This window comes from Corallococcus exercitus (assembly GCF_042231735.1).
In the GTDB taxonomy this organism is placed as follows: Bacteria; Myxococcota; Myxococcia; order Myxococcales; family Myxococcaceae; genus Corallococcus; species Corallococcus exercitus_B.
Genome location: NZ_CP102577.1, coordinates 8,835,119 through 8,852,842 on the forward strand (window position 1 = coordinate 8,835,119; position 17,724 = coordinate 8,852,842).

13 protein-coding genes are annotated in these 17,724 nt (G+C 72.0%); 8 read left to right on the forward strand and 5 right to left on the reverse strand.

Going from position 1 to position 17,724, the window contains the following annotated elements; genetic code table 11:
• Positions 1–78: 78 nt before the first annotated feature.
• On the reverse strand, positions 79–2,163 hold the full coding sequence (locus NR792_RS35550; protein ID WP_375757149.1) for a M56 family metallopeptidase: 2,085 nt from the start codon (positions 2,161–2,163) through the stop codon (positions 79–81).
• Positions 2,160–2,546, reverse strand: coding sequence for a BlaI/MecI/CopY family transcriptional regulator (locus NR792_RS35555; protein ID WP_171437675.1), 387 nt, complete (start codon positions 2,544–2,546; stop codon positions 2,160–2,162). The genes NR792_RS35550 and NR792_RS35555 overlap by 4 nt, the downstream gene beginning before the upstream one ends.
• Positions 2,547–2,739: 193 nt before the next feature.
• Between NR792_RS35555 and NR792_RS35560 the strand changes: the two genes are divergently transcribed.
• On the forward strand, positions 2,740–3,627 hold the full coding sequence (locus NR792_RS35560) for a beta-xylosidase (protein WP_375757150.1): 888 nt from the start codon (positions 2,740–2,742) through the stop codon (positions 3,625–3,627).
• Positions 3,628–3,719: 92 nt separating this feature from the next.
• Here the strand turns inward: NR792_RS35560 and NR792_RS35565 are convergent, their stop codons facing one another.
• The 3 genes from NR792_RS35565 to NR792_RS35575 form a co-directional block, all read right to left on the reverse strand.
• On the reverse strand, positions 3,720–5,294 hold the full coding sequence (locus tag NR792_RS35565; RefSeq protein WP_375761748.1) for a FadR/GntR family transcriptional regulator: 1,575 nt from the start codon (positions 5,292–5,294) through the stop codon (positions 3,720–3,722).
• Between the two features lie 277 nt (positions 5,295–5,571).
• A complete protein-coding gene (locus NR792_RS35570) occupies positions 5,572–7,935 on the reverse strand; it encodes a hypothetical protein (RefSeq protein ID WP_375757151.1) in 2,364 nt (787 codons plus the stop codon).
• A gap of 4 nt (positions 7,936–7,939) precedes the next feature.
• Complete coding sequence (locus tag NR792_RS35575) at positions 7,940–8,488, reverse strand: dual specificity protein phosphatase family protein (RefSeq protein WP_375757152.1); 549 nt, start codon at positions 8,486–8,488, stop codon at positions 7,940–7,942.
• 133 nt (positions 8,489–8,621) lie between these two features.
• Between NR792_RS35575 and NR792_RS35580 the strand changes: the two genes are divergently transcribed.
• From NR792_RS35580 to NR792_RS35610, 7 genes are all read left to right on the forward strand, one after another.
• On the forward strand, positions 8,622–10,304 hold the full coding sequence (locus NR792_RS35580; RefSeq protein ID WP_375757153.1) for a cellulase family glycosylhydrolase: 1,683 nt from the start codon (positions 8,622–8,624) through the stop codon (positions 10,302–10,304).
• A gap of 88 nt (positions 10,305–10,392) precedes the next feature.
• Positions 10,393–11,367: a zinc-binding dehydrogenase gene (locus NR792_RS35585; protein WP_375757154.1), complete on the forward strand. Its 975-nt coding sequence runs from the start codon at positions 10,393–10,395 to the stop codon at positions 11,365–11,367.
• On the forward strand, positions 11,364–12,365 hold the full coding sequence (locus NR792_RS35590; protein ID WP_375757155.1) for a Gfo/Idh/MocA family protein: 1,002 nt from the start codon (positions 11,364–11,366) through the stop codon (positions 12,363–12,365). The genes NR792_RS35585 and NR792_RS35590 overlap by 4 nt, the downstream gene beginning before the upstream one ends.
• Positions 12,366–12,419: 54 nt before the next feature.
• A complete protein-coding gene (locus NR792_RS35595) occupies positions 12,420–14,219 on the forward strand; it encodes an ABC transporter ATP-binding protein (protein WP_375757156.1) in 1,800 nt (599 codons plus the stop codon).
• 165 nt (positions 14,220–14,384) lie between these two features.
• Complete coding sequence (locus tag NR792_RS35600) at positions 14,385–15,506, forward strand: NAD-dependent epimerase/dehydratase family protein (protein WP_375757157.1); 1,122 nt, start codon at positions 14,385–14,387, stop codon at positions 15,504–15,506.
• Entirely contained in the window at positions 15,503–16,603 is a 1,101-nt protein-coding gene (locus tag NR792_RS35605) for an NAD-dependent epimerase/dehydratase family protein (protein ID WP_375757158.1), read from the forward strand. The genes NR792_RS35600 and NR792_RS35605 overlap by 4 nt, the downstream gene beginning before the upstream one ends.
• Positions 16,578–17,714 (forward strand): glycosyltransferase family 4 protein, encoded by a 1,137-nt coding sequence (locus tag NR792_RS35610; protein WP_375757159.1) that lies wholly within the window; start codon positions 16,578–16,580, stop codon positions 17,712–17,714. The genes NR792_RS35605 and NR792_RS35610 overlap by 26 nt, the downstream gene beginning before the upstream one ends.
• The last annotated feature ends 10 nt before the right edge of the window (positions 17,715–17,724 follow it).

Here is a 17,724-nt window from a genome sequence, read left to right on the forward strand (position 1 = left end):
CGGGCAAGGCGCGGCCCGCTCGCGCGCTCCGGGTTGGAGGAGCGCGCGGTGGGACCGCATGGGAGATGAAGGGAGGGACTACTTCCGGGGCTTCTGCATGCGGCGGATGAACTCCGCGTCCACGCCGCCGGTGCGCAGGCGCACCAGCTCATCCACGGTGGCGGGCTTCACGCCCGCGGCTTCCAGCTCGCGGAGCCAGGCCGAGTCGACGCCCAGCGCGCGCAGCTGCACGGCTTCATCCAGCTTCAGGTTGCCGAAGCCCGCGGCCTTCAGGTCCTTGAGCCACGCGGCGTCGATGTTCATCGCCTTCGCGGACAGCAGGTCCTCGGGGTCCTCCTTCGCGAAGCCCAGGGCGGCCATCTGCCCCAGCCATTCCGGCGTGACGCCCAGGTGCTTCATGGCCACCAGCTGCTCGGCCGGGAGGGACTGGCCGAAGCGGTCCGCCATGGACTTCACGTACTCCGGCGTGATGCCGGCGTGCTGGAAGCCCACCAGTGTCTCCACCGTCGGCGCGTAGCCCATGGCGGAGATGCGGTCGACGACCTCCGGGGTGACGCCCGCGATCTTCAGCGCCACCAGCTGGTCCACGCTCAGCGGATCCACGCCCACGCGGGTGGTCTCGTCGGCGTCCTGGGCCGCCTTCCGCTCCGCGCGGGCCTTCGCCTTGTCGGCGGACGCGGGGTTCGGAGCCGGCGCGACGACCGGTGCGGGCGCCGGATTCGGGGCAGGAGCCGCCGCGAGGACCACGGGCGGCGGGGGAGCCGGGACGACGATGGCGAGCGGCGCGGACCCCGTGGTCGGAGCAGGGGCCGCCGCGCCGACCGCGAGCGGCGGGGGAGCCGGGACGACGTTGGCGAGCGGCGCGGACCCCATGGTCGGAGCAGGGGCCGCCGCGACGACCGCGAGCGGCGGAGGAACCGGACTCGAAGGCGCGGCCGCCGCGCGGACCGCGAGCGGCAGGGGCCCGGGGGCGACGACCGACGTGGGCATCGAAGCGGCGTGTGTCAGGTCCGTGGACGTGGCGAGGCTCTTCCGGGACTGGCCGGTGGGCATGGCGCTCACGCCGGGGAGCGCCAGGGCCGTTGCCCCAGGCGCCTTCACGGGGTGCACGGCGAGCGCGGTCAGCGGCACCGCCAGCGCCAGGCTGCTGGCGAGCGTGACGATGGACACCCCCGCCGCCCAGCGCGACGAGCATCGCGACGCGGGCGCCACCACCAGCCGCCGCACGCGGTCCTTCAGCGAACCGCCCAGCGCGGACAGCGCGGGACCGCTGGCGTCCATTCCCTGCAACCGCAGCGCCTCCAGGGCGGTGAGCGCGCGGGCGTAGGGGAGGGCACCGGGGCCCTGGCGCACGGCGAGGTCGTCACAGCAGTTCTCCCGCTCCACGCGGATGACCTGGGACATCCACCACACGGCCGGGTGGTAGAAGAGGAGCGTCTCCACCAGCGTCTGCACCATGTTCACCGCGAAGTCGTGACGGCGGATGTGGGCCAGTTCGTGGGCCAGCACCAGCTCCAGCTCGCGCACGGCCAGCCCGGTGAGCGTGGCGGTGGGGACCAGCACCACGGGCTTCAGCCAGCCCAGCGTGGACGGCACGTCCAGCTTCGACGACACCAGCAGGCGCACCGGGCGCGTGAGGTTCAGCCGCCGAGCCAGCACCTCCAGCCGCTGCTGCCATTCCCTCGATGCGTGCACCGCCTCGTCCACCTGGCGGCGCAGCCCCAGCCAGCCCTTGAGCAGGCGCAGCGAGGACGCCGCCACGCCCATGCCCCACGCGAGCACCAGCCAGGGCAGGTGCTCGCCCACCTGCTGGAACAGCCGCTCCAGCAGGGGCAGCGACGGGGTCTCCTTCAGGGGCATGGACCGCGCGGGCAGCTCCACGTGCGAGCGGAATACCGGGCCCGGGAGGGGCGCCGCGGTCCGCTGGACGGAAGCCGTGCGCACCGGGCGCGAGTCCACCGCGCGCGAGGCATGCCGCCACGCGGTGGCCACCGGCAGCGCCAGCATGATGCCCAGCGCGCCGCACGCCAGCGCGTAGCGCAGGTTCGCCGAGCGCCGGCCCACCCACCGGAGCGCCAGCGCCAGGGCCACCGCCACGAGCGCGCCCTGCCACAGCAGGTGCACGAGCGCCCAACCCACCGACTCCAGGATGAGACCGTTCATGACTCCGACTCCTTCTCGAGCGAATCCAGCAACTGCCGCAGCTCCGCCAGCTCCTCGGGGGACGTCTTCTTCGTGGACAGGGCCTGCAGGGCGAGCCGCGCCGGAGAGCCGCCGAACACGCGGTCCACCAGGTCGGTGACCAGCTGCTGCTGGGTGCTCTCCCGGGGGAGCCGGGCACTGTAGACGTGCGCGCGCTGGGACTCGTCGCGCGTCACCAGCCCCTTCTCCGTCATGATCTGCATCGTCTTCAGGACGGTGGTGTAGCCGCTCCCGTCCTGGAGCGTCTCATGGACCTCGCGCACGGTGCGTGCGCCCCGGTCCCACAGCACCCGCAGGATGGCCAGCTCGGCATCCGTGGGTCGCGGCAGCTTTCCTCGGCTCATGGCTTCCTCTCTCCTCACCGCTTCCTACGCATAGTTATACGAACGATTTCGTAGGTGTCAACGAAGCCTTTCGTAGTTCCCGGGCAGGCTGCCCCGTGGGGAGGGATGGCCGTCGGGCGCGGGGGTGCCCCTGGGGGACGGTTGCCTTGAAAGGCCACGGGCGCTGCACACCCTGGATGGCAGGGGGCGCGCGATGATTGAAGCGGTGAAGCTCTGGAACGAGCCGAACAACAAGTCCCACTGGGACCTCGAGCTCGACAAGGACTGGCTCATCTATTCGCGGATGGTGCGGCTGGCGGGGGCGGCGGTCCGGGCGGAGCACCCGACGCTGCCCCGGGTGCTGGGGGGCATGTCACCCATCGACACGGGCTTCCTGGAGCGCCTGGATCGGCAGGGGGCGCTGGACGAGGTGGACGTGGTGGCGGTGCATGGCTTCCCGCTGGATTGGAACCACTGGCCCATCGACGAGTGGCCCCGGCGCATCGCGGAGGTGCGCGCGGTGTCCCGCCATCCGGTGTGGGTCACGGAGGTGGGGGTGTCCTCCTTTGGCGCGGAGGAGGTGCAGGAGTTCGGCCTGCGGCGCACCGCGGAGCTGCTGCTGGGCCGGGTGGAGCGGATCCACTGGTACAGCCTCTATGACCTGCCCAAGACGTGGCCCGCCACCACGCGCCACCGCGAGGCGGAGGGGTCATCCTACTACCGGCACTTCCACATGGGGCTGTTGCGCGAGGACGGTACGCCCAAGCGCGCGCTGCGCCACTTCGCGGACTACACGCCGGAGCTGGGCATCTGCCAGTGGTTCCACTTCGAGGACCCCCGGCTGGACGACGCGGTGGCGTGGTTGAGGAAGCTGGGGGTGCGCCACCTGCGCACGGGGCTCAGCTGGGCGGACAGCCTGCGGCCGGGCGCGGAAGCGTGGTTCGACCGGCAGATGCGCGCGTTGGAGGATTTCGACGTGACGCTCACGTACTGCTTCACGCCGGAGTCCTGCGGCATGGCCGCGCACCACACCAGCCCGCCGAACCACGTGGAGGAGTACGCGGACTTCTGCGCGAGGATGACGCGGCGCTACGCCAGGTAGGTCGGGTGCGTCCGAAGCCATCGACGAAGGCGCACCCTCTCAAGGAGGGAGTACGGAGCCTCACGACAGCGGACAAGAAATGCAGTCGCTGCTCATGAAGCAGGGAGTCCCAGGGACTGGGCAATGAAGCGCCAGAGGCGCGCAGCCCACCGGCCCAGGGGGCCCGGGATGCCGTGAAGCGGCCCGTCCCCCTTGTGCACCGCCGAGTGGGCTGAGGCGCGGGAGTCAGCGGGTGAAGCCTCGGGCTGGAGGCCACCCTCCGCAGACGAAGCGTCCAAACCCGTCCGACAGTCGGACAGGCCGCCCAAGGCCAAGCCCGTCATGTCCCCGTCGGCGCACTCCTCACCGGGGCCACTGGAGACAAGCCCCAGTGCGACTGGAAACCGCAGCCCCCCACTATCGGGCTCAATGAGGAGGGCCTGCGCCTGAAGACAGGAGGCCACCCCAAGCGCCTCCGTGTCCTCGAAGGCTGACACGGAAGCGTTGAGGCCATGCGCCTCAACGCACGGGCGTGCCTCAAACGCATCCTCCTGCTCGGTGACTGCCACAGGGACGCCGAGGCCACGGGCCTCAGCGCACAGGCCTGCCTCCAGAGCATCGTCCCGCCCGGTGACTGATACGGGAGGGCAGAGGCCACGCACCTTCACGCAAGGGCCTGCCGCCAGTGCGTCGTCCTGCCCGGTGGCTGACGTGGGAGCACCGAGGTCACGCACCTCCACGCAAGGGCCTGCCTCCAGCGCATCGCCTTGCCCGCTGGCTGACGTGGGAGCGCCAAAGTCACAGGCCTCCACGCAAGGAGGTGCCGCCAATGCATCGTCCTGCCCGGTGGCTGACGTGGGAGCACCGAGGTCACGCACCTCCACGCAAGGAAGTGGCTCCAATGCATCGTCTTGTCCGCTGGCTGACGTGGGCGCGCCAACGAGGTCCTGAGCGAAGTGAGCCTCGGAGGCAGCTGACTCTTGGGGAGCAGGGGCGAAGGCGTCCAGCACGCGCTCATCGCACGCCTTCATCAGCGTAGGCAGCTGGTGCTGAAGTGCCTGCGCGTCGCGCTCGCTCAGGGCATGCATCGCGCACAGGGCCCACTGGCGCAGGGATTCGCCGCCCATGAAGGACAGCAGCCGGGCCGCGTTGCCTCTCAGGGCCCGTTGCAGGGACTGAATGAGGAGCACGTGCCCTGGACGTGACGCCGCCTGGGCCGCCAGCCGCAGCAACTCGAATTCCAGCTGCGCGCACCGTGCCCCGGGGTTCCAGTGCGCCGCGTCCCCGAGGGCGTAGCAGCGGTCCTCCAGCTGGCGAACATCCCTCTCGGAAGCACTCACACAGCAGTCCGCCAGGAGCTCCACCAGCACCTGCCGCTTGAGGCTGAAGAAGCCTTCCAAGAGCCGTCGGCATTCCTCGGAGCGCTTGTCATGCAGCGCCAGGCCCAGGTTCTCCAGCGTCAGCGATTCATCCAGCGCCACCGCGCGCGTCCTGCGCCCAGGGTGCTGCACCACCAGCCCCCGCGCCGCCAGTCGTCGCAGCGCTTCGCGCACGGTACCCCGGCTTACATTATAGAGGCGCGCCAGCACTTGCTCCGAGCCCAGCTGCCCGCTCCTCGACAGCCTCCCGAGCGAAATCTCTCGCTCGAGTTGCTCCTCCACGTACGCCACGAGCCCCACCCGCACCATCACCGCCACCCTCCTCGCCCCAGCCTCGCCCATCCAACCAGAGGGGTCTGACATGGACGTGTGGGCCCACCGTCCTCGTTGGTTGCCGGGACAGGGCGGCCTGGGGCCCAGGCGGCGCGAACCTGTCCGACTGTCGGACAGGTTTGGCGAAAGCGCTCCCGGCGGGCGCCTCTGTCCGTGGACCTACCTTGATGTCCGCGTAGGCGCGATGTCTCGGCTCACCGCGGCACTCCGCGAGGCGTTCGTCCTCATGGAGAGTCTTGGAACTCGGGACAGCTCAAGGATCTGCCGACGACCCGCTCAGGTCGTCGCGTAGGTGGGCGGCGTAGTGTGCAGCGGTGGCGCGCAGGCGGGTGGCTTCTCCGGGCGCCGCCTTTTCCAAGGCGGTCGCGGCCAGGGTGTGATGCCCGCATTGGAACGCGAGGTAGCAGGGCCGGTAGAAGCGCAGCAGCAACGGTGACACGCGGCGACCGCTGGTGCGCTCGACGTGTGTGGCGAGAGCGGGTTCACTGAGTCCCAGCTCGACGGTGGCGCCCACGATGTCCCAGGCCACGTCCTGACAGCCCACCAGGTCGAGCCCGGCGTGATGGTCCACGGCGTCCGTCTTGAGGAACTGGCCTTCGGGGAGGACCAGCCATTCCCATGCCTGGAGCTTGTGGTCCGTCTCCACGGGCCACGTGGTACGCGCGAGCGCGTCCAGGTGAGGTGTCCATGCATCCAGGACGCGTGCGAATTCCTCGCCCAGGACGCAGGCGGTGTTGTAACGGGCCATCTCCAGCAGGCGGTTCATGGGGGCCCCGCTTCCGGGCTCCAGCACGGGGAAGGCGCGTGCGCGGAAGCCGAGATAGCGGCCCACGTGCTCCAGCAGCGCGGCACGGTCCAGGTCTCGTGCGAACGGCAGAGGACATGCGTGCGGCGCGGCGCGATCCAGGTCGCGTGCAAGGGACAGACACCGTGGCTCGGGAACGACGTAATCCGAGGCCCGCGCGTGGACCGGAGGGCGTGCCAGCAGCGAGGCACGGTCCTTGTCATGTGTGCGCGGCAGGGGGCGCGCCTGCGACGCGGCACGGTCCAGGTCATGTGCGCGCGGCAGGGAAAGAGCCAGTAACGCGGCATGGTCCGGGTCGTGCGCGCGGTACGGAGGGCTTGCTCGTAGGTTGGCACGGCCCGGGTCGCGCGTGTGGTACGGAGGGCCTGCTCGTGAGTCGGCGCGGTCCGGGGCGAGTGCGCGGTCCGGGGGGCTTTCTCGTGAGTCGGCGCGGTCCGGGGCGAGTGCGCGGTCCGGGGGGCTTTCTCGTGAGTCGGCGCGGTCCGGGGGACTTGCTCGTGAGTCGGCACGGCCCGGTTCGTGCGTGCGGTCCAGGGGGCCTGCTCGTAGGTCGGCGCGGTCCGGGGCGTGCGCGCGGTCCGGGGCACTTGCTCGTAGGTCGGCATGGCCCGGGTCGTGCGCGTGGCTCCCGAGGCTTGCTCGTAGGTCTGCACGGTCCGGGTCGTGTGCGCGGGATGATGGGGATGCCTGAGCAAGCCAGGGCTGAACGAGGAAGCCGTGCCGCAGCCCTTCGACGGGCGGCGTGAAGCCGGCTTCCGCGAGCTGCCGTGCTCGGTGGGCTCGGTGCTCCGCGGGGATGCCGAGGCCCGCGAAGCGGAGCAGGAACGTGCCGCGCTCGGTGGTCAGCAGGTACTTGCGTCGCTCCTGCTGGGTGTGGACCGCTGGCCAGTCTCGTGGATCCGGGAAGGTATGGCTGCGCCATGCTCCCGCGCTGATGTCTTCCAGTGGCGCGATGGCCGGCCCGGTGAGGTCTTCCACCCATGCCGGGAGTCGCGCGGCACAGAGGTCGAAGTCCATGGTGTGGCGGTGGACCTGGGTCCAACGGGCGCGGTGATGCTCACTGGCCATCGGGCCTGGCGGGCCCGCGTGGCTGGGAAAGAAGTGGAGCCGTTCGCGGGGCATGCCCCTCGCCTCCAGGAAGTCCGCCACCGCGCCGAAGGAGCTGCCGGACAACCCGGGCCCTTCATCCACGATGGCCACCGCGTCGGCGTGGGCCACGGCCTCCAACTCACGCGTGAGCCGAGGACCGGGACGCAATTGGCGCTCGAACGGTGGACCGACAGGGCGGACGGTGATGGGCGGCGTGGATGCACCGAGGCCCACCGCGACGATACATGCGAGCCCGGTGCCGATGCTGCGCACGCCCACCACCCGTGTCGAACCCGGGAGCCGCGAGGCCCGTGCGGACTCCAGGTACAGCTCCGGGTAGAGCGCGAAGTGCGCGTAGCCCTCGGGCTCCTTGAGCTTCACGCGGGCGGGCAGCTCGCTCTGTTCAATCGATTCGAGCAGCTCGAGCGCCGCCGTGGCCGATGGGGTGCCGCCGTCCCACGTCTCACTCAAGAGCCTTGCGAGCTCCTGGGGCAGGGCGAGCCAGGCCTGGCTCCTGGGCCCTGCTTCGTCCTCGCCCGAGGCCTCCGCGTCCGCGTCGAGCAGTCCCTGGGCCAGCACGCTCGCTTCGATGAACAGCGTCACCAGCTCCGCGTGCCGCTCCAGCCCCGAACGCAGCGTGGCCAGTCCCCGCAGGCGGGCTCTCAGCAGGCCGAGGACTCCGGTGGGGGCCAGCGTTCGCGGGTGATCTCCGTAGACGAGCATTTCCTCAGCTTGTTTCCATGCCCGCACGCAGATGCCGGTACGCGATGGTGCCCAGCGCTTCGAGCGTGGGCACCGGCCACGGGACGGAACCGCCTGCATGCACGTCCCGCGTGTACTCGAGGAAGGCCCCCAGTTGCTCCGGACTGGGGGAAACGCAGGGCCGCCGCGTCTTGGCCAGCTCCAGCGCGGCGAGCGGTTCCATCCCCTGATCCACCAGCACGCACAACGTCAGCAGCGCGCTCCTTCCGATGCCGTGCTCGCAGTGGATGAGGACCTTCTGCTCCCGCGCCAGCCGCTCACGGACCCATGCCACGCCGTCGTGGATCATCCGCGACTGGATGGCGCGCATGTCCACCGTGGGCAGGTGCAGGAACGTGATGCCGTGCTCGCGCAGCACGTGCTCGTCGTCCTGGCACTCCACCCGGACATCCACCACATGACGCACGCCCAGCTTCCGGGCCAGATGCGCGGCGGCATCCATGGGATAGCTTCCGCCCACCGCCAACAGCGGCGTCACCCAATCAAGATTGAGCTCCCGCTCCTTCATGCGCATGCGCACCTCCTCCCGCTCCAGCGCCTCAAGGCCGTGGAGGGAAGATAGGGGCCCGCGGTGATGGACGGCCGGGCGGCCTTGGGGGAACTCCGGGCGCTCGGCCCGCTGACTGGCGTCGGGGAGGGGAGGGGACATGGCGCCTTTCACGCAGGGCTTCCGGGTGTGGCTGTGGGTCGTGCTGCTCGCGGGGTGCGCGGCCTCACGCCCGCCCCCCGTCGCCCCGGCTCCCCTCCAGGAGGTGGAGCGCTTCGCGCGGTTCGAGGTCGGCTTCACCGTCCCTGGCGGCACGGGCGCTCCGGATGACGTCCCCGTGCACGCTCGCTTCGTGGCGCCCTCCGGCCGGGAAGTCGACGTGGGCGGCTTCCCCGTGACCGGCGGCGGCTTCCGCGTGCGCTTCACGCCCCAGGAGGTGGGTGAGTACCGCTACCGCATCCAGGCGGGAACGGTGGAGGTCGCCTCGGGCCGGTTCGTGTCCCGGCCGTCCTCGCGCCGGGGCTTCGTGCGCCGCAGCGCCGTCTCCGCGCACCACCTGGCGTGGGAGGACGGCACGCCGTTCCTCCCGCTGGGAGAGAACCGCTTCAACGTCTACGACCCCACCTGGAACCACGGCCAGCAGTCCTCGACGGACTACATCGCGGGCATGGCGGCGCGCGGGATGAACACCCTGCGCATCTTCATCTTCACCGACTGCGAGCGGGAGGAGCCGGAGCCTGGCCCCCAGCCCGGCTGCCTGGAGCCTCGCCCCGGCGTCTTCGATCCGGAGGTCGCCGCCCGCTACGACGCCATCCTCGACGCCGCTGAACGGCATGGCCTCCAGGTCATCATCTCCCTCTTCGCGGTGGGCTTCACGCCGGGCGAGACGTGGAAGAGCTGGGAGGACAATCCCTACAGCACCGCGCGCGGAGGCCCGGCCGCCATGCCGGATGACTTCTTCGACCGGCCGGAGCTGGCGGAGCGGCGGCTGCGCTACGTGCTCGCGCGCTTCGGCGCGTCACCTGCCTTCCTGGCCGTGGACCTGCTCAACGAACCGGAGTGGGACGGCAACGTCGGCGAGGCGACGTGGATGCCCTGGGCGGAGAAGCTCGCGGCGACGTGGCACGCGGAGGATCCGTATGGGCATCTCGTCACGGTGGGCTCGGTGGGGCTGCACTGGAACGTCGATGGCGACGAGCGCCCCTGGTACGCGAGCCGGCAGCAGGACCTCCTGCAATGGCACCTCTACGGCAAGGAGTTCTACGAGGTGCATGCGCTCGCGGCGGAGCTGACGCGCAAGGTGGCGGAGACGTGGGGCTACAACAAGCCCATCCTCCTGGGCGAGTTCGGCTACGGGGGCGATGACCGCCAGACGTATGACCACACGCACGTGGGCATCTGGGTCACCACCTTCTGCGGCGCGGGCGTGCTCGCCCACAGCGCCCCGCCCTTCACCGAGGACTCCGACGTGCCGATGACGCCGGAGCGTGGCCGGCACTTCCGCGTGCTGGCGGACTTCCTCGCCAGCCTGCCGCCAGGCCCGCCGCTCCTGCCGATGGCGTCACCCACCGTGTCGCCCGCGGGAACGCGGGCCTGGGCCATGGGCCGTCCGGGATTGCAGGCGCTCTGGGTGATGGGGGCGAAGGAGGGCTATGGCCAGCCCGTGTCCGGGGCACAGGTCCGCCTGCGGCTGACGCCCGGGCAGTACCGCATCACCTGGTGGAACGACGTGACGGGCGAGGTGCTGGGCCGCGAGCAGCGCCTCGTGATGGAGCCGGAGCTGTCGCTCACCGTGCCTCCGTTCACGCGGCACGCGGCCGGCGTGGTGGAGGCGGTGCGTTGAACCCACCACAGCAGCACCGCCCTGCCGCGCTGGGTCCCGAGCGCCGGGCGCGGTTCTAGCTTGAGGCGATTCACCGGGGAGGCAGCACATGGATGGCGCGGCGGCGGTCACGATGCGGGCGGCGGTGGTGGGCGGACCTCGGGGCATCCGCGTGGAGCGCGTGGCGCGGCCCGAGCCGGGCCCCGGCAAGGTGCGGGTGCGGATGGAGGGCTGCGGCGTCTGCGGCTCCAACCTCCCCGTGTGGGAAGGGCGCGACTGGTTCCGCTACCCCATGCCCCCCGGCGCTCCCGGGCACGAGGGCTGGGGCGTGGTGGACGCGCTGGGCCCGGACGTCTCCGGCCTGAAGCCCGGTGACCGAGTGGCCATGCTGTCGTCCTCGGCCTTCGCGGAGTACGACCTGGCGGACGCGTCCTCCACGGTGGTGCTGCCGCCGTCGCTCGCGGGCAGGCCCTTCCCCGGCGAACCCCTGGGCTGCGCGATGAACATCTTCCGGCGCGCGGACATCCAGCCGGGCCAGACGGTCGCCATCATCGGCATCGGCTTCCTGGGCGCGGTGGTGACGCGGCTCGCGGCCAACGCGGGCGCGCGCGTCCTCGCCATCACCCGCAGGCCCTGGGCGCTGGAGCTGGCGCGCGGATATGGCGCCACCGAGTGCATCCCCATGGACGACCATCACCGCATCATCGAGCGCGTGAAGACCCTCACCGGGGACGCCCTCTGCGACCGCGTCATCGAGGCCGTCGGCGAGCAGTGGCCGCTGGACCTCGCGGGGGAGCTGACGCGCGTGCGCGGGAAGCTCGTCGTCGCGGGCTACCACCAGGACGGGCCCCGGCAGGTGAACCTGCAGCTGTGGAACTGGCGCGGGCTGGACGTCGTCAACGCCCACGAGCGCGACCCGAAGGTCTACGTCGAGGGCATGCGCCTGGCCGTGGACGCCGTCGCCTCCGGCCGGTTGGATCCGTTCCCCCTCTTCACCTCCTATCCCCTGGAGGAGATGGACCGCGCCTTCGACGCCCTGCGCACGCGCCCGGACGGCTTCCTCAAGGGGCTCGTCACCCTATGAGCGCCCTCCGGCGGGAGCTGAAGCCCCGGGTCGGCTTCCTGGGCGTGGGCTGGATTGGCCGCAACCGCATGGAGGCCCTCGTGCGCTCCGAGCAGGTCCAGGTCGTGGGCCTCTGCGACCCTTGCGCCGACGCCGCCCGCGAGGCCCAGGCCCTGGCCCCCGGCGCGAAGTGCGTCGGGTCGCTGGACGCGCTGCTCGACCTGGGGCTCGACGGGCTGGTCATCGCCACGCCCAGCGCCGTGCACGCGGAGCAGTCCCTGCGCGCCCTGGAGCGCGGCGTGGCCGTGTTCTGCCAGAAGCCCCTGGGCCGCACCGCCACGGAGGTGCGCCGCGTGGTGGACGCCGCCCGCGCGAAGGACCGGCTCCTGGGCGTGGACCTGAGCTACCGCTTCACCACCGGCATGCGGCAGCTGCACGAGCGCATCCAGGCGGGAGCGCTGGGCCACGTCTACGCGGTGAACCTCGTGTTCCACAACGCGTACGGCCCGGACAAGCCGTGGTTCTATGACCCGAAGCAGGCGGGCGGCGGATGCGTGATGGACCTGGGCATCCACCTGGTGGACCTGGCGCTGTGGACGCTCGGCTTCCCCGCCGTGGAGGCGGTGTCCACCCGGCGCTTCGCGCAAGGGCGGCCGCTCGGCTCGCGCGAGGAGGGCGTGGAGGACTTCGCCGCCGCGCAGCTGCTGCTGGGCACGGGCGCCTCCGTGCAGCTCGCCTGCTCCTGGAAGCTGCCCGCCGGGTGCGACGCGGTCATCGAGGCGGCCTTCTACGGCACGGAGGGCGGCGCCGCGTTCCGCAACGTGGACGGCTCCTTCTATGACTTCACCGCGGACGTGTTCCAGGGCACGAAGCGCGAGCGGCTGAGCACTCCGCCCGACGCCTGGGGCGGACGGGCCGCCGTGGCGTGGGCCACCCGGCTGGCGAAGGGCGAGCGCTTCGACGCGCAGACCGAGCGGCTCGTGGACGTGGCCACCACGCTGGACCGCCTCTACGCCTGAGCGTCCGGGCCGGAAAGGGGAAGGGGAGGGGGAGCCAGCGCGTTCCTGGCGCTCATGCAGAACCCTCCCGTCCCTTCCGCATCGCTGTCGCGCGCGATGGCCTGGCTCAGGCCCCACCGGCGCGCCGTCGCCCTCATCCTCCTGCTGGTGCTGACGGGCTCCGCGCTGAGCGCGCTGGAGCCGCTGGTGCTCAAGCACATCTTCGACCAGCTGGGCGCGCAGGGGGCCGCCCGGGCGGTGCTCCTGGGCGTCGTGGGCCTGGTGCTCATGGGGCTTGCGCGCGAGGTGCTCGCCTCCACGGCGAACTGGCTCACCTGGCGCACGCGCATCCACGTGCACTACTCGCTCAACGAGGCCACCGTCACGCGCCTGCACTCGCTGCCCCTGAGCTTCCACCGCGAGGAGGGCGTGGGCGCCATCATGACCCGGCTGGACCGCGGCATGCAGGGCTTCGTGGGCGCCATCACGGAGCTGGCCTTCAACGTGGTGCCCGCGGCGGCCTACCTGCTGCTCTCCGTCACCATCATGTTCCGGCTGGACTGGCGGCTGGCGCTGGTGGCGCTCGCGTTCACCCCCATCCCCGTGCTCATCGCCCGCAAGGCCGCGCCCGTGCAGACCCAGCGCGAGCAGTCGCTGATGGACCGCTGGGCCAGCATCTACGCCCGCTTCAACGAAGTGCTCTCCGGCATCGTCACCGTGAAGAGCTTCGCCATGGAGGAGCGTGAGAAGCAGCGCTTCCTGCACGGCGTGCGCGAGGCCAACGCCGTCGTCGTCCGGGGCGTGGGCTACGACGGCGTGGTGGGCGCGAGCCAGAACATCGCCGTGCTGGTGGCGCGCGTGGCGTCCATCGGCATGGGCGGCCTGCTGGTGCTCAAGGGCGACATCACCACCGGCACGCTGGTGGCGTTCCTGGGCTACATCGGCGGGCTGTTCGGCCCGGTGCAGGGGCTGAGCGGCGTGTACCGCACGCTGCGCACCGCGTCCGTCGCCATGCACCAGGTGTTCTCCATCCTGGACGCGCAGGACCGCCTGGGCGACGCGCCGGACGCGCGCGAGGTGACGGCCGTGAAGGGCGAGGTGGAGTTCTGCGACATCCACTTCGCCTACCCCTCCGCCGCGGGCCCGGGCCGGCCGCTCCTGCGCGGCGTGGACCTGAAGGTGCGGCAGGGAGAGACGATTGCCCTCGTGGGGCCCAGCGGCGCGGGCAAGACGACGCTGATGAGCCTCTTGTGCCGCTTCTACGACCCCGTCCAGGGCGTGGTGCGCATCGACGGGCAGGACGTGCGGTCCCTCAAGCAGATGTCGCTGCGCCGCCACATCGGCGTGGTGCTCCAGGACAGCCTGCTCTTCAACGAGAGCGTGCGCGCGAACATCGCCTATGGCCGGCCGGAGGCCTCGCAGGAAGAGGTTGAAGCCGCCGCTCGCGCCGCGCACGCGGACGTCTTCATCAACCGGCTGCCGCAGGGCTACGACACCGTGGTGGGGGAGAAGGGCAGCCGCCTGTCCGCCGGCGAGCGCCAGCGCATCGCCATCGCGCGGTCGCTGCTCAAGGACCCGCCCATCCTCGTGCTGGACGAACCCACCAGCGCGCTGGACGCGGAGAGCGAGGCGCTGGTGCAGGAGGCGCTGGGCCGCCTGATGAAGGGCCGCACCACGTTCGCCATCGCCCACCGGCTGTCCACGGTCGTGGACGCGGACCGCATCCTGGTGCTCCAGGAGGGCCGCATCGTCGAACAGGGCCGGCACGCGGAGCTCATGCGCCACGACGGCTACTACGCGTCGCTCGTGCGCCGCCAGACGCGCGGCCTGCTGCCCGACCGCCCCGTGGAGCCGCCGTCGCCCGTGTCCGCCTGAGCCGGCCCGCCCTCGCGGCCGTTGCGTGACGCCGCTTCCCGACGCACGCGGGGGCGCGCACACGCAGGCAAGCCATCAGGGAGGGATGACCTGGACGGTGGGGTGTTTACCGTTGCCCCAGACAGGTAGCGGGCCGCGTGCGTGGACGCGGCCAGGGGGGGGCGCATGGGCCGCAAACACATCCTCATCACCGGGGGCGCGGGCTTCATCGGCTCGCACCTGGCGGACGAACTGCTCGCGCACGGCCACCGGGTGCGGGCGCTGGACTCGCTGGTGCCGCAGGTGCACGGCCCCGGCCGCGAGCGCCCGGACTACCTGTCGCCGGACGTCGAGCTCCACGTCGGGGACGTGCGCGACGCGGAGGCCGTGCGCCGGGCGCTGGAGGGCGTGGACTCCGTCGTGCACCTGGCCGCGGCGGTGGGCGTGGGCCAGAGCATGTACGAGGTGGCCCACTACACGTCGGTGAACAACCAGGGCACCGCGGTGCTGCTCCAGGCCCTCATCGAGCGCCCGGTGGAGCGGCTGGTGGTGGCCTCCAGCATGAGCGTCTACGGCGAGGGGCTGTGCCTCACGCCGGAGGGCCGCACCGTGCCGGGCCCGGAGCGGTCGCTGGAGCAATTGCAGGCGGGGGACTGGGAGCCGCGCGACGCGCACGGCACGCGGCTCACCCCCGTGCCCACGCCGGAGGACAAGGCGCCCACGCTGTCCTCCGTGTACGCGCTGTCGAAGTTCGACCAGGAGCGGCTGTGCCTGCTCGTGGGCCGCGCGTACCGCATCCCCACCGTGGGCTTGCGCTTCTTCAACGTCTACGGCCCGCGCCAGGCGCTCTCCAACCCGTACACCGGCGTGCTGGCCATCTTCGCGTCGCGGCTGCTCAACGGGAAGGCGCCGCTGCTCTTCGAGGACGGCCTGCAGCAGCGCGACTTCGTGAACGTGCACGACGTGGCGCAGGCCTGCCGGCTGGCGCTCCAGGTGGAGGGCGCGGCGGGGCAGGTGCTCAACGTGGGCAGCGGCCGGGCCGTCACCGTGCGCGAGGTGGCGCGCGCGGTGGGCGAGGTGATGGGCCTGTCCCGGATGCGGCCGGCCGTGACGGGGAAGTACCGCATGGGCGACATCCGCCACTGCTTCGCGGACATCACCCGCGCGCGCGAGGTGCTGGGGTACGCGCCCCGCGTGGGGTTCCAGGAGGGGCTGCTGGAGCTGTCGCGGTGGCTCGTGGGACAGGTGGCCCAGGACCGGGCCGCCGAGGCGCGCGCGGAGCTGGACGCTCGGGGGCTCACCGTATGAAGCCAGGACTCGGCAGGGAGGGGACGGTCGTCATCTTCGGGGGCGCGGGCTTCATCGGCTCCAACGTGGCGGACCACTATCTCCAGGAGGGGCGGGCGGTGCGCGTGTTCGACAACGTGTCGCGCCCCGGCGTGGAGAAGAACCTGCGCTGGCTGCGCGAGCGCCACGGCGAGCGCCTGCGCATCGACGTGGCGGACACGCGCGACCTGCTCGCCGTGCGCCGGGCCGTGCGCGACGCGAGCGAGGTGTTCCAGTTCGCCGCGCAGGTGGCGGTGACGCACAGCCTCCAGTCCCCGCTCCACGACTTCGACGTCAACGCGCGCGGCACGCTCCACGTCCTGGAGGCGCTGCGGGAGATGCAGACGCCCGCGCAGCTCGTCTTCACCTCCACCAACAAGGTGTATGGCGGGCTGAAGGGGCTGGAGCTCGCGGTCCGGGGCCAGCGCTACGCGCCCACGGACGCGCGCACGCTCTCGCACGGCATCAGCGAGGCGTGCCCGCTCGACTTCGAGAGCCCCTATGGCTGCTCGAAGGGGGCGGCGGACCAGTACGTGCTGGACTACGCGCGCAGCTTCGGCCTGCCGACGGTGGTGTTCCGGATGAGCTGCATCTACGGGCCCCGGCAGTTCGGCACGGAGGACCAGGGCTGGGTGGCGCACTTCCTCCTGCGGGCCCTGGAGGGCGAGCCGCTCACGCTCTACGGCGACGGCATGCAGGTGCGCGACATCCTCTTCGTGGAGGACCTGGTGCGCGCCTTCCGGCTGGCCCAGCAGGCCATGCCGCGCATCCGGGGCCGGGCCTTCAACATCGGCGGGGGGCCGGGGCAGACGGTGAGCCTGCTGGAGCTGCTGGCGCTCATCCAGCGGCGCACGGGCCGCACGCCGCGCATCGACTTCGAGGACTGGCGCACGGGCGACCAGCGCTACTACGTCTCCGACACGCGGGCCTTCACGCGGGCCACCGGGTGGATGCCCCGGGTGGGGGTGGAGGAGGGCGTGGCGCGGCTGGGGGGCTGGCTGGAGGAGCTGCGGGGCGCGCGGACGCGGCCGGTGGTGGGGCGGGGGGAAGCGCTTGAAACCGTCGACGTCCAGCCCTGAGGCCCCGCGGCTTGCACCGCCCGTGCGCCGGGTGCTGATGACCGCGGACACGGTGGGCGGCGTCTGGTCCTACGCGCTGGAGCTGTGCCGCGCGCTCTGCCTCCGGGGCGTGTGCGTGGACCTGGCCACCCTGGGCGCGCCGCTGTCGGACGCCCAGTGGCGGGAGGCCCGCGCGCTGCCCGGGCTCACGGTGCACGAGAGCACCTGGCGGCTGGAGTGGATGGACGCGCCCTGGGACGACGTGCGCGCCGCCGGCGAGTGGCTGCGGGAGCTGGAGGCCCGCCTGTCACCGGACGTGGTGCACCTCAACGGCTACTGCCACGGCGCATGGCCCTTCCGCGCGCCGGTGCTGGTGGTGGCGCACTCGTGCGTCCTCTCCTGGTGGGAGGCGGTGAAGGGCGAAGCCGCGCCGGCCTGCTACCGCCGCTACCGCGAGGAGGTGGCCCGGGGGCTCCACGCGGCGTCCCTCGTGGTGGCGCCCACGCGGGCCATGCTCGAGGCCCTCGAGCGGCACTACGGCGCCCTCCACCCCGCGCGGGTCATCCCCAATGCGCGGTGCGCGACGCGCTTTGCTCCGTCCCACAAGGAGCGCTTCGTGCTCGCGGCGGGGCGGCTGTGGGACGAGGCCAAGAACCTGGCCGCGCTGGAGGCCGCCGCGCCCCAGCTGCCCTTTCCCATCCATGTCGCGGGAGACGCCCTGCACCCGGGAGGGGGCGCCGTGGCGGAGACGCGGAGCACCCGGCCCCTGGGACACCTTCCGCCTGCCGTGCTGGCGCGGTGGATGTCTCGTGCGTCCGTGTACGCGCTGCCCGCCCGCTACGAGCCCTTCGGCCTGTCCGCGCTGGAGGCCGCGCTCGCCGGCTGCGCGCTGGTGCTGGGGGACATCCCCAGCCTCCGCGAGGTGTGGGGCGACGCCGCGCGCTTCGTGCCGCCGGACGACCCGCGCGAGCTGGCGCGGACCCTGCGCTTCCTCATGGACCATCCGCGCGAGCGCGAGGCCCTGGCGGCGCGCGGCCGCGAGCGCGCACTCACCTTCACGCCCGACCGGATGGCGGAGGCCTACCTGGGCCTCTACGCAAGCCTTGCCCGGCTGGAGCGCCGTGTGTCCTGACGAACCGAGG

What these genes read in the sequence shown, in the direction of transcription:
- NR792_RS35595 (WP_375757156.1), top strand. Translation starts at nt 12,420, where the DNA reads ATGCAGAACCCTCCCGTCCCTTCCGCATCGCTGTCGCGCGCGATGGCC.
- NR792_RS35575 (WP_375757152.1), bottom strand. Translation starts at nt 8,488, where the DNA reads ATGCGCATGAAGGAGCGGGAGCTCAATCTTGATTGGGTGACGCCGCTG.
- NR792_RS35590 (WP_375757155.1), top strand. Translation starts at nt 11,364, where the DNA reads ATGAGCGCCCTCCGGCGGGAGCTGAAGCCCCGGGTCGGCTTCCTGGGC.
- NR792_RS35580 (WP_375757153.1), top strand. Translation starts at nt 8,622, where the DNA reads ATGGCGCCTTTCACGCAGGGCTTCCGGGTGTGGCTGTGGGTCGTGCTG.
- NR792_RS35600 (WP_375757157.1), top strand. Translation starts at nt 14,385, where the DNA reads ATGGGCCGCAAACACATCCTCATCACCGGGGGCGCGGGCTTCATCGGC.
- NR792_RS35560 (WP_375757150.1), top strand. Translation starts at nt 2,740, where the DNA reads ATGATTGAAGCGGTGAAGCTCTGGAACGAGCCGAACAACAAGTCCCAC.
- NR792_RS35570 (WP_375757151.1), bottom strand. Translation starts at nt 7,935, where the DNA reads ATGCTCGTCTACGGAGATCACCCGCGAACGCTGGCCCCCACCGGAGTC.
- NR792_RS35555 (WP_171437675.1), bottom strand. Translation starts at nt 2,546, where the DNA reads ATGAGCCGAGGAAAGCTGCCGCGACCCACGGATGCCGAGCTGGCCATC.
- NR792_RS35565 (WP_375761748.1), bottom strand. Translation starts at nt 5,294, where the DNA reads ATGGTGCGGGTGGGGCTCGTGGCGTACGTGGAGGAGCAACTCGAGCGA.
- NR792_RS35605 (WP_375757158.1), top strand. Translation starts at nt 15,503, where the DNA reads ATGAAGCCAGGACTCGGCAGGGAGGGGACGGTCGTCATCTTCGGGGGC.
- NR792_RS35550 (WP_375757149.1), bottom strand. Translation starts at nt 2,163, where the DNA reads ATGAACGGTCTCATCCTGGAGTCGGTGGGTTGGGCGCTCGTGCACCTG.
- NR792_RS35585 (WP_375757154.1), top strand. Translation starts at nt 10,393, where the DNA reads ATGGATGGCGCGGCGGCGGTCACGATGCGGGCGGCGGTGGTGGGCGGA.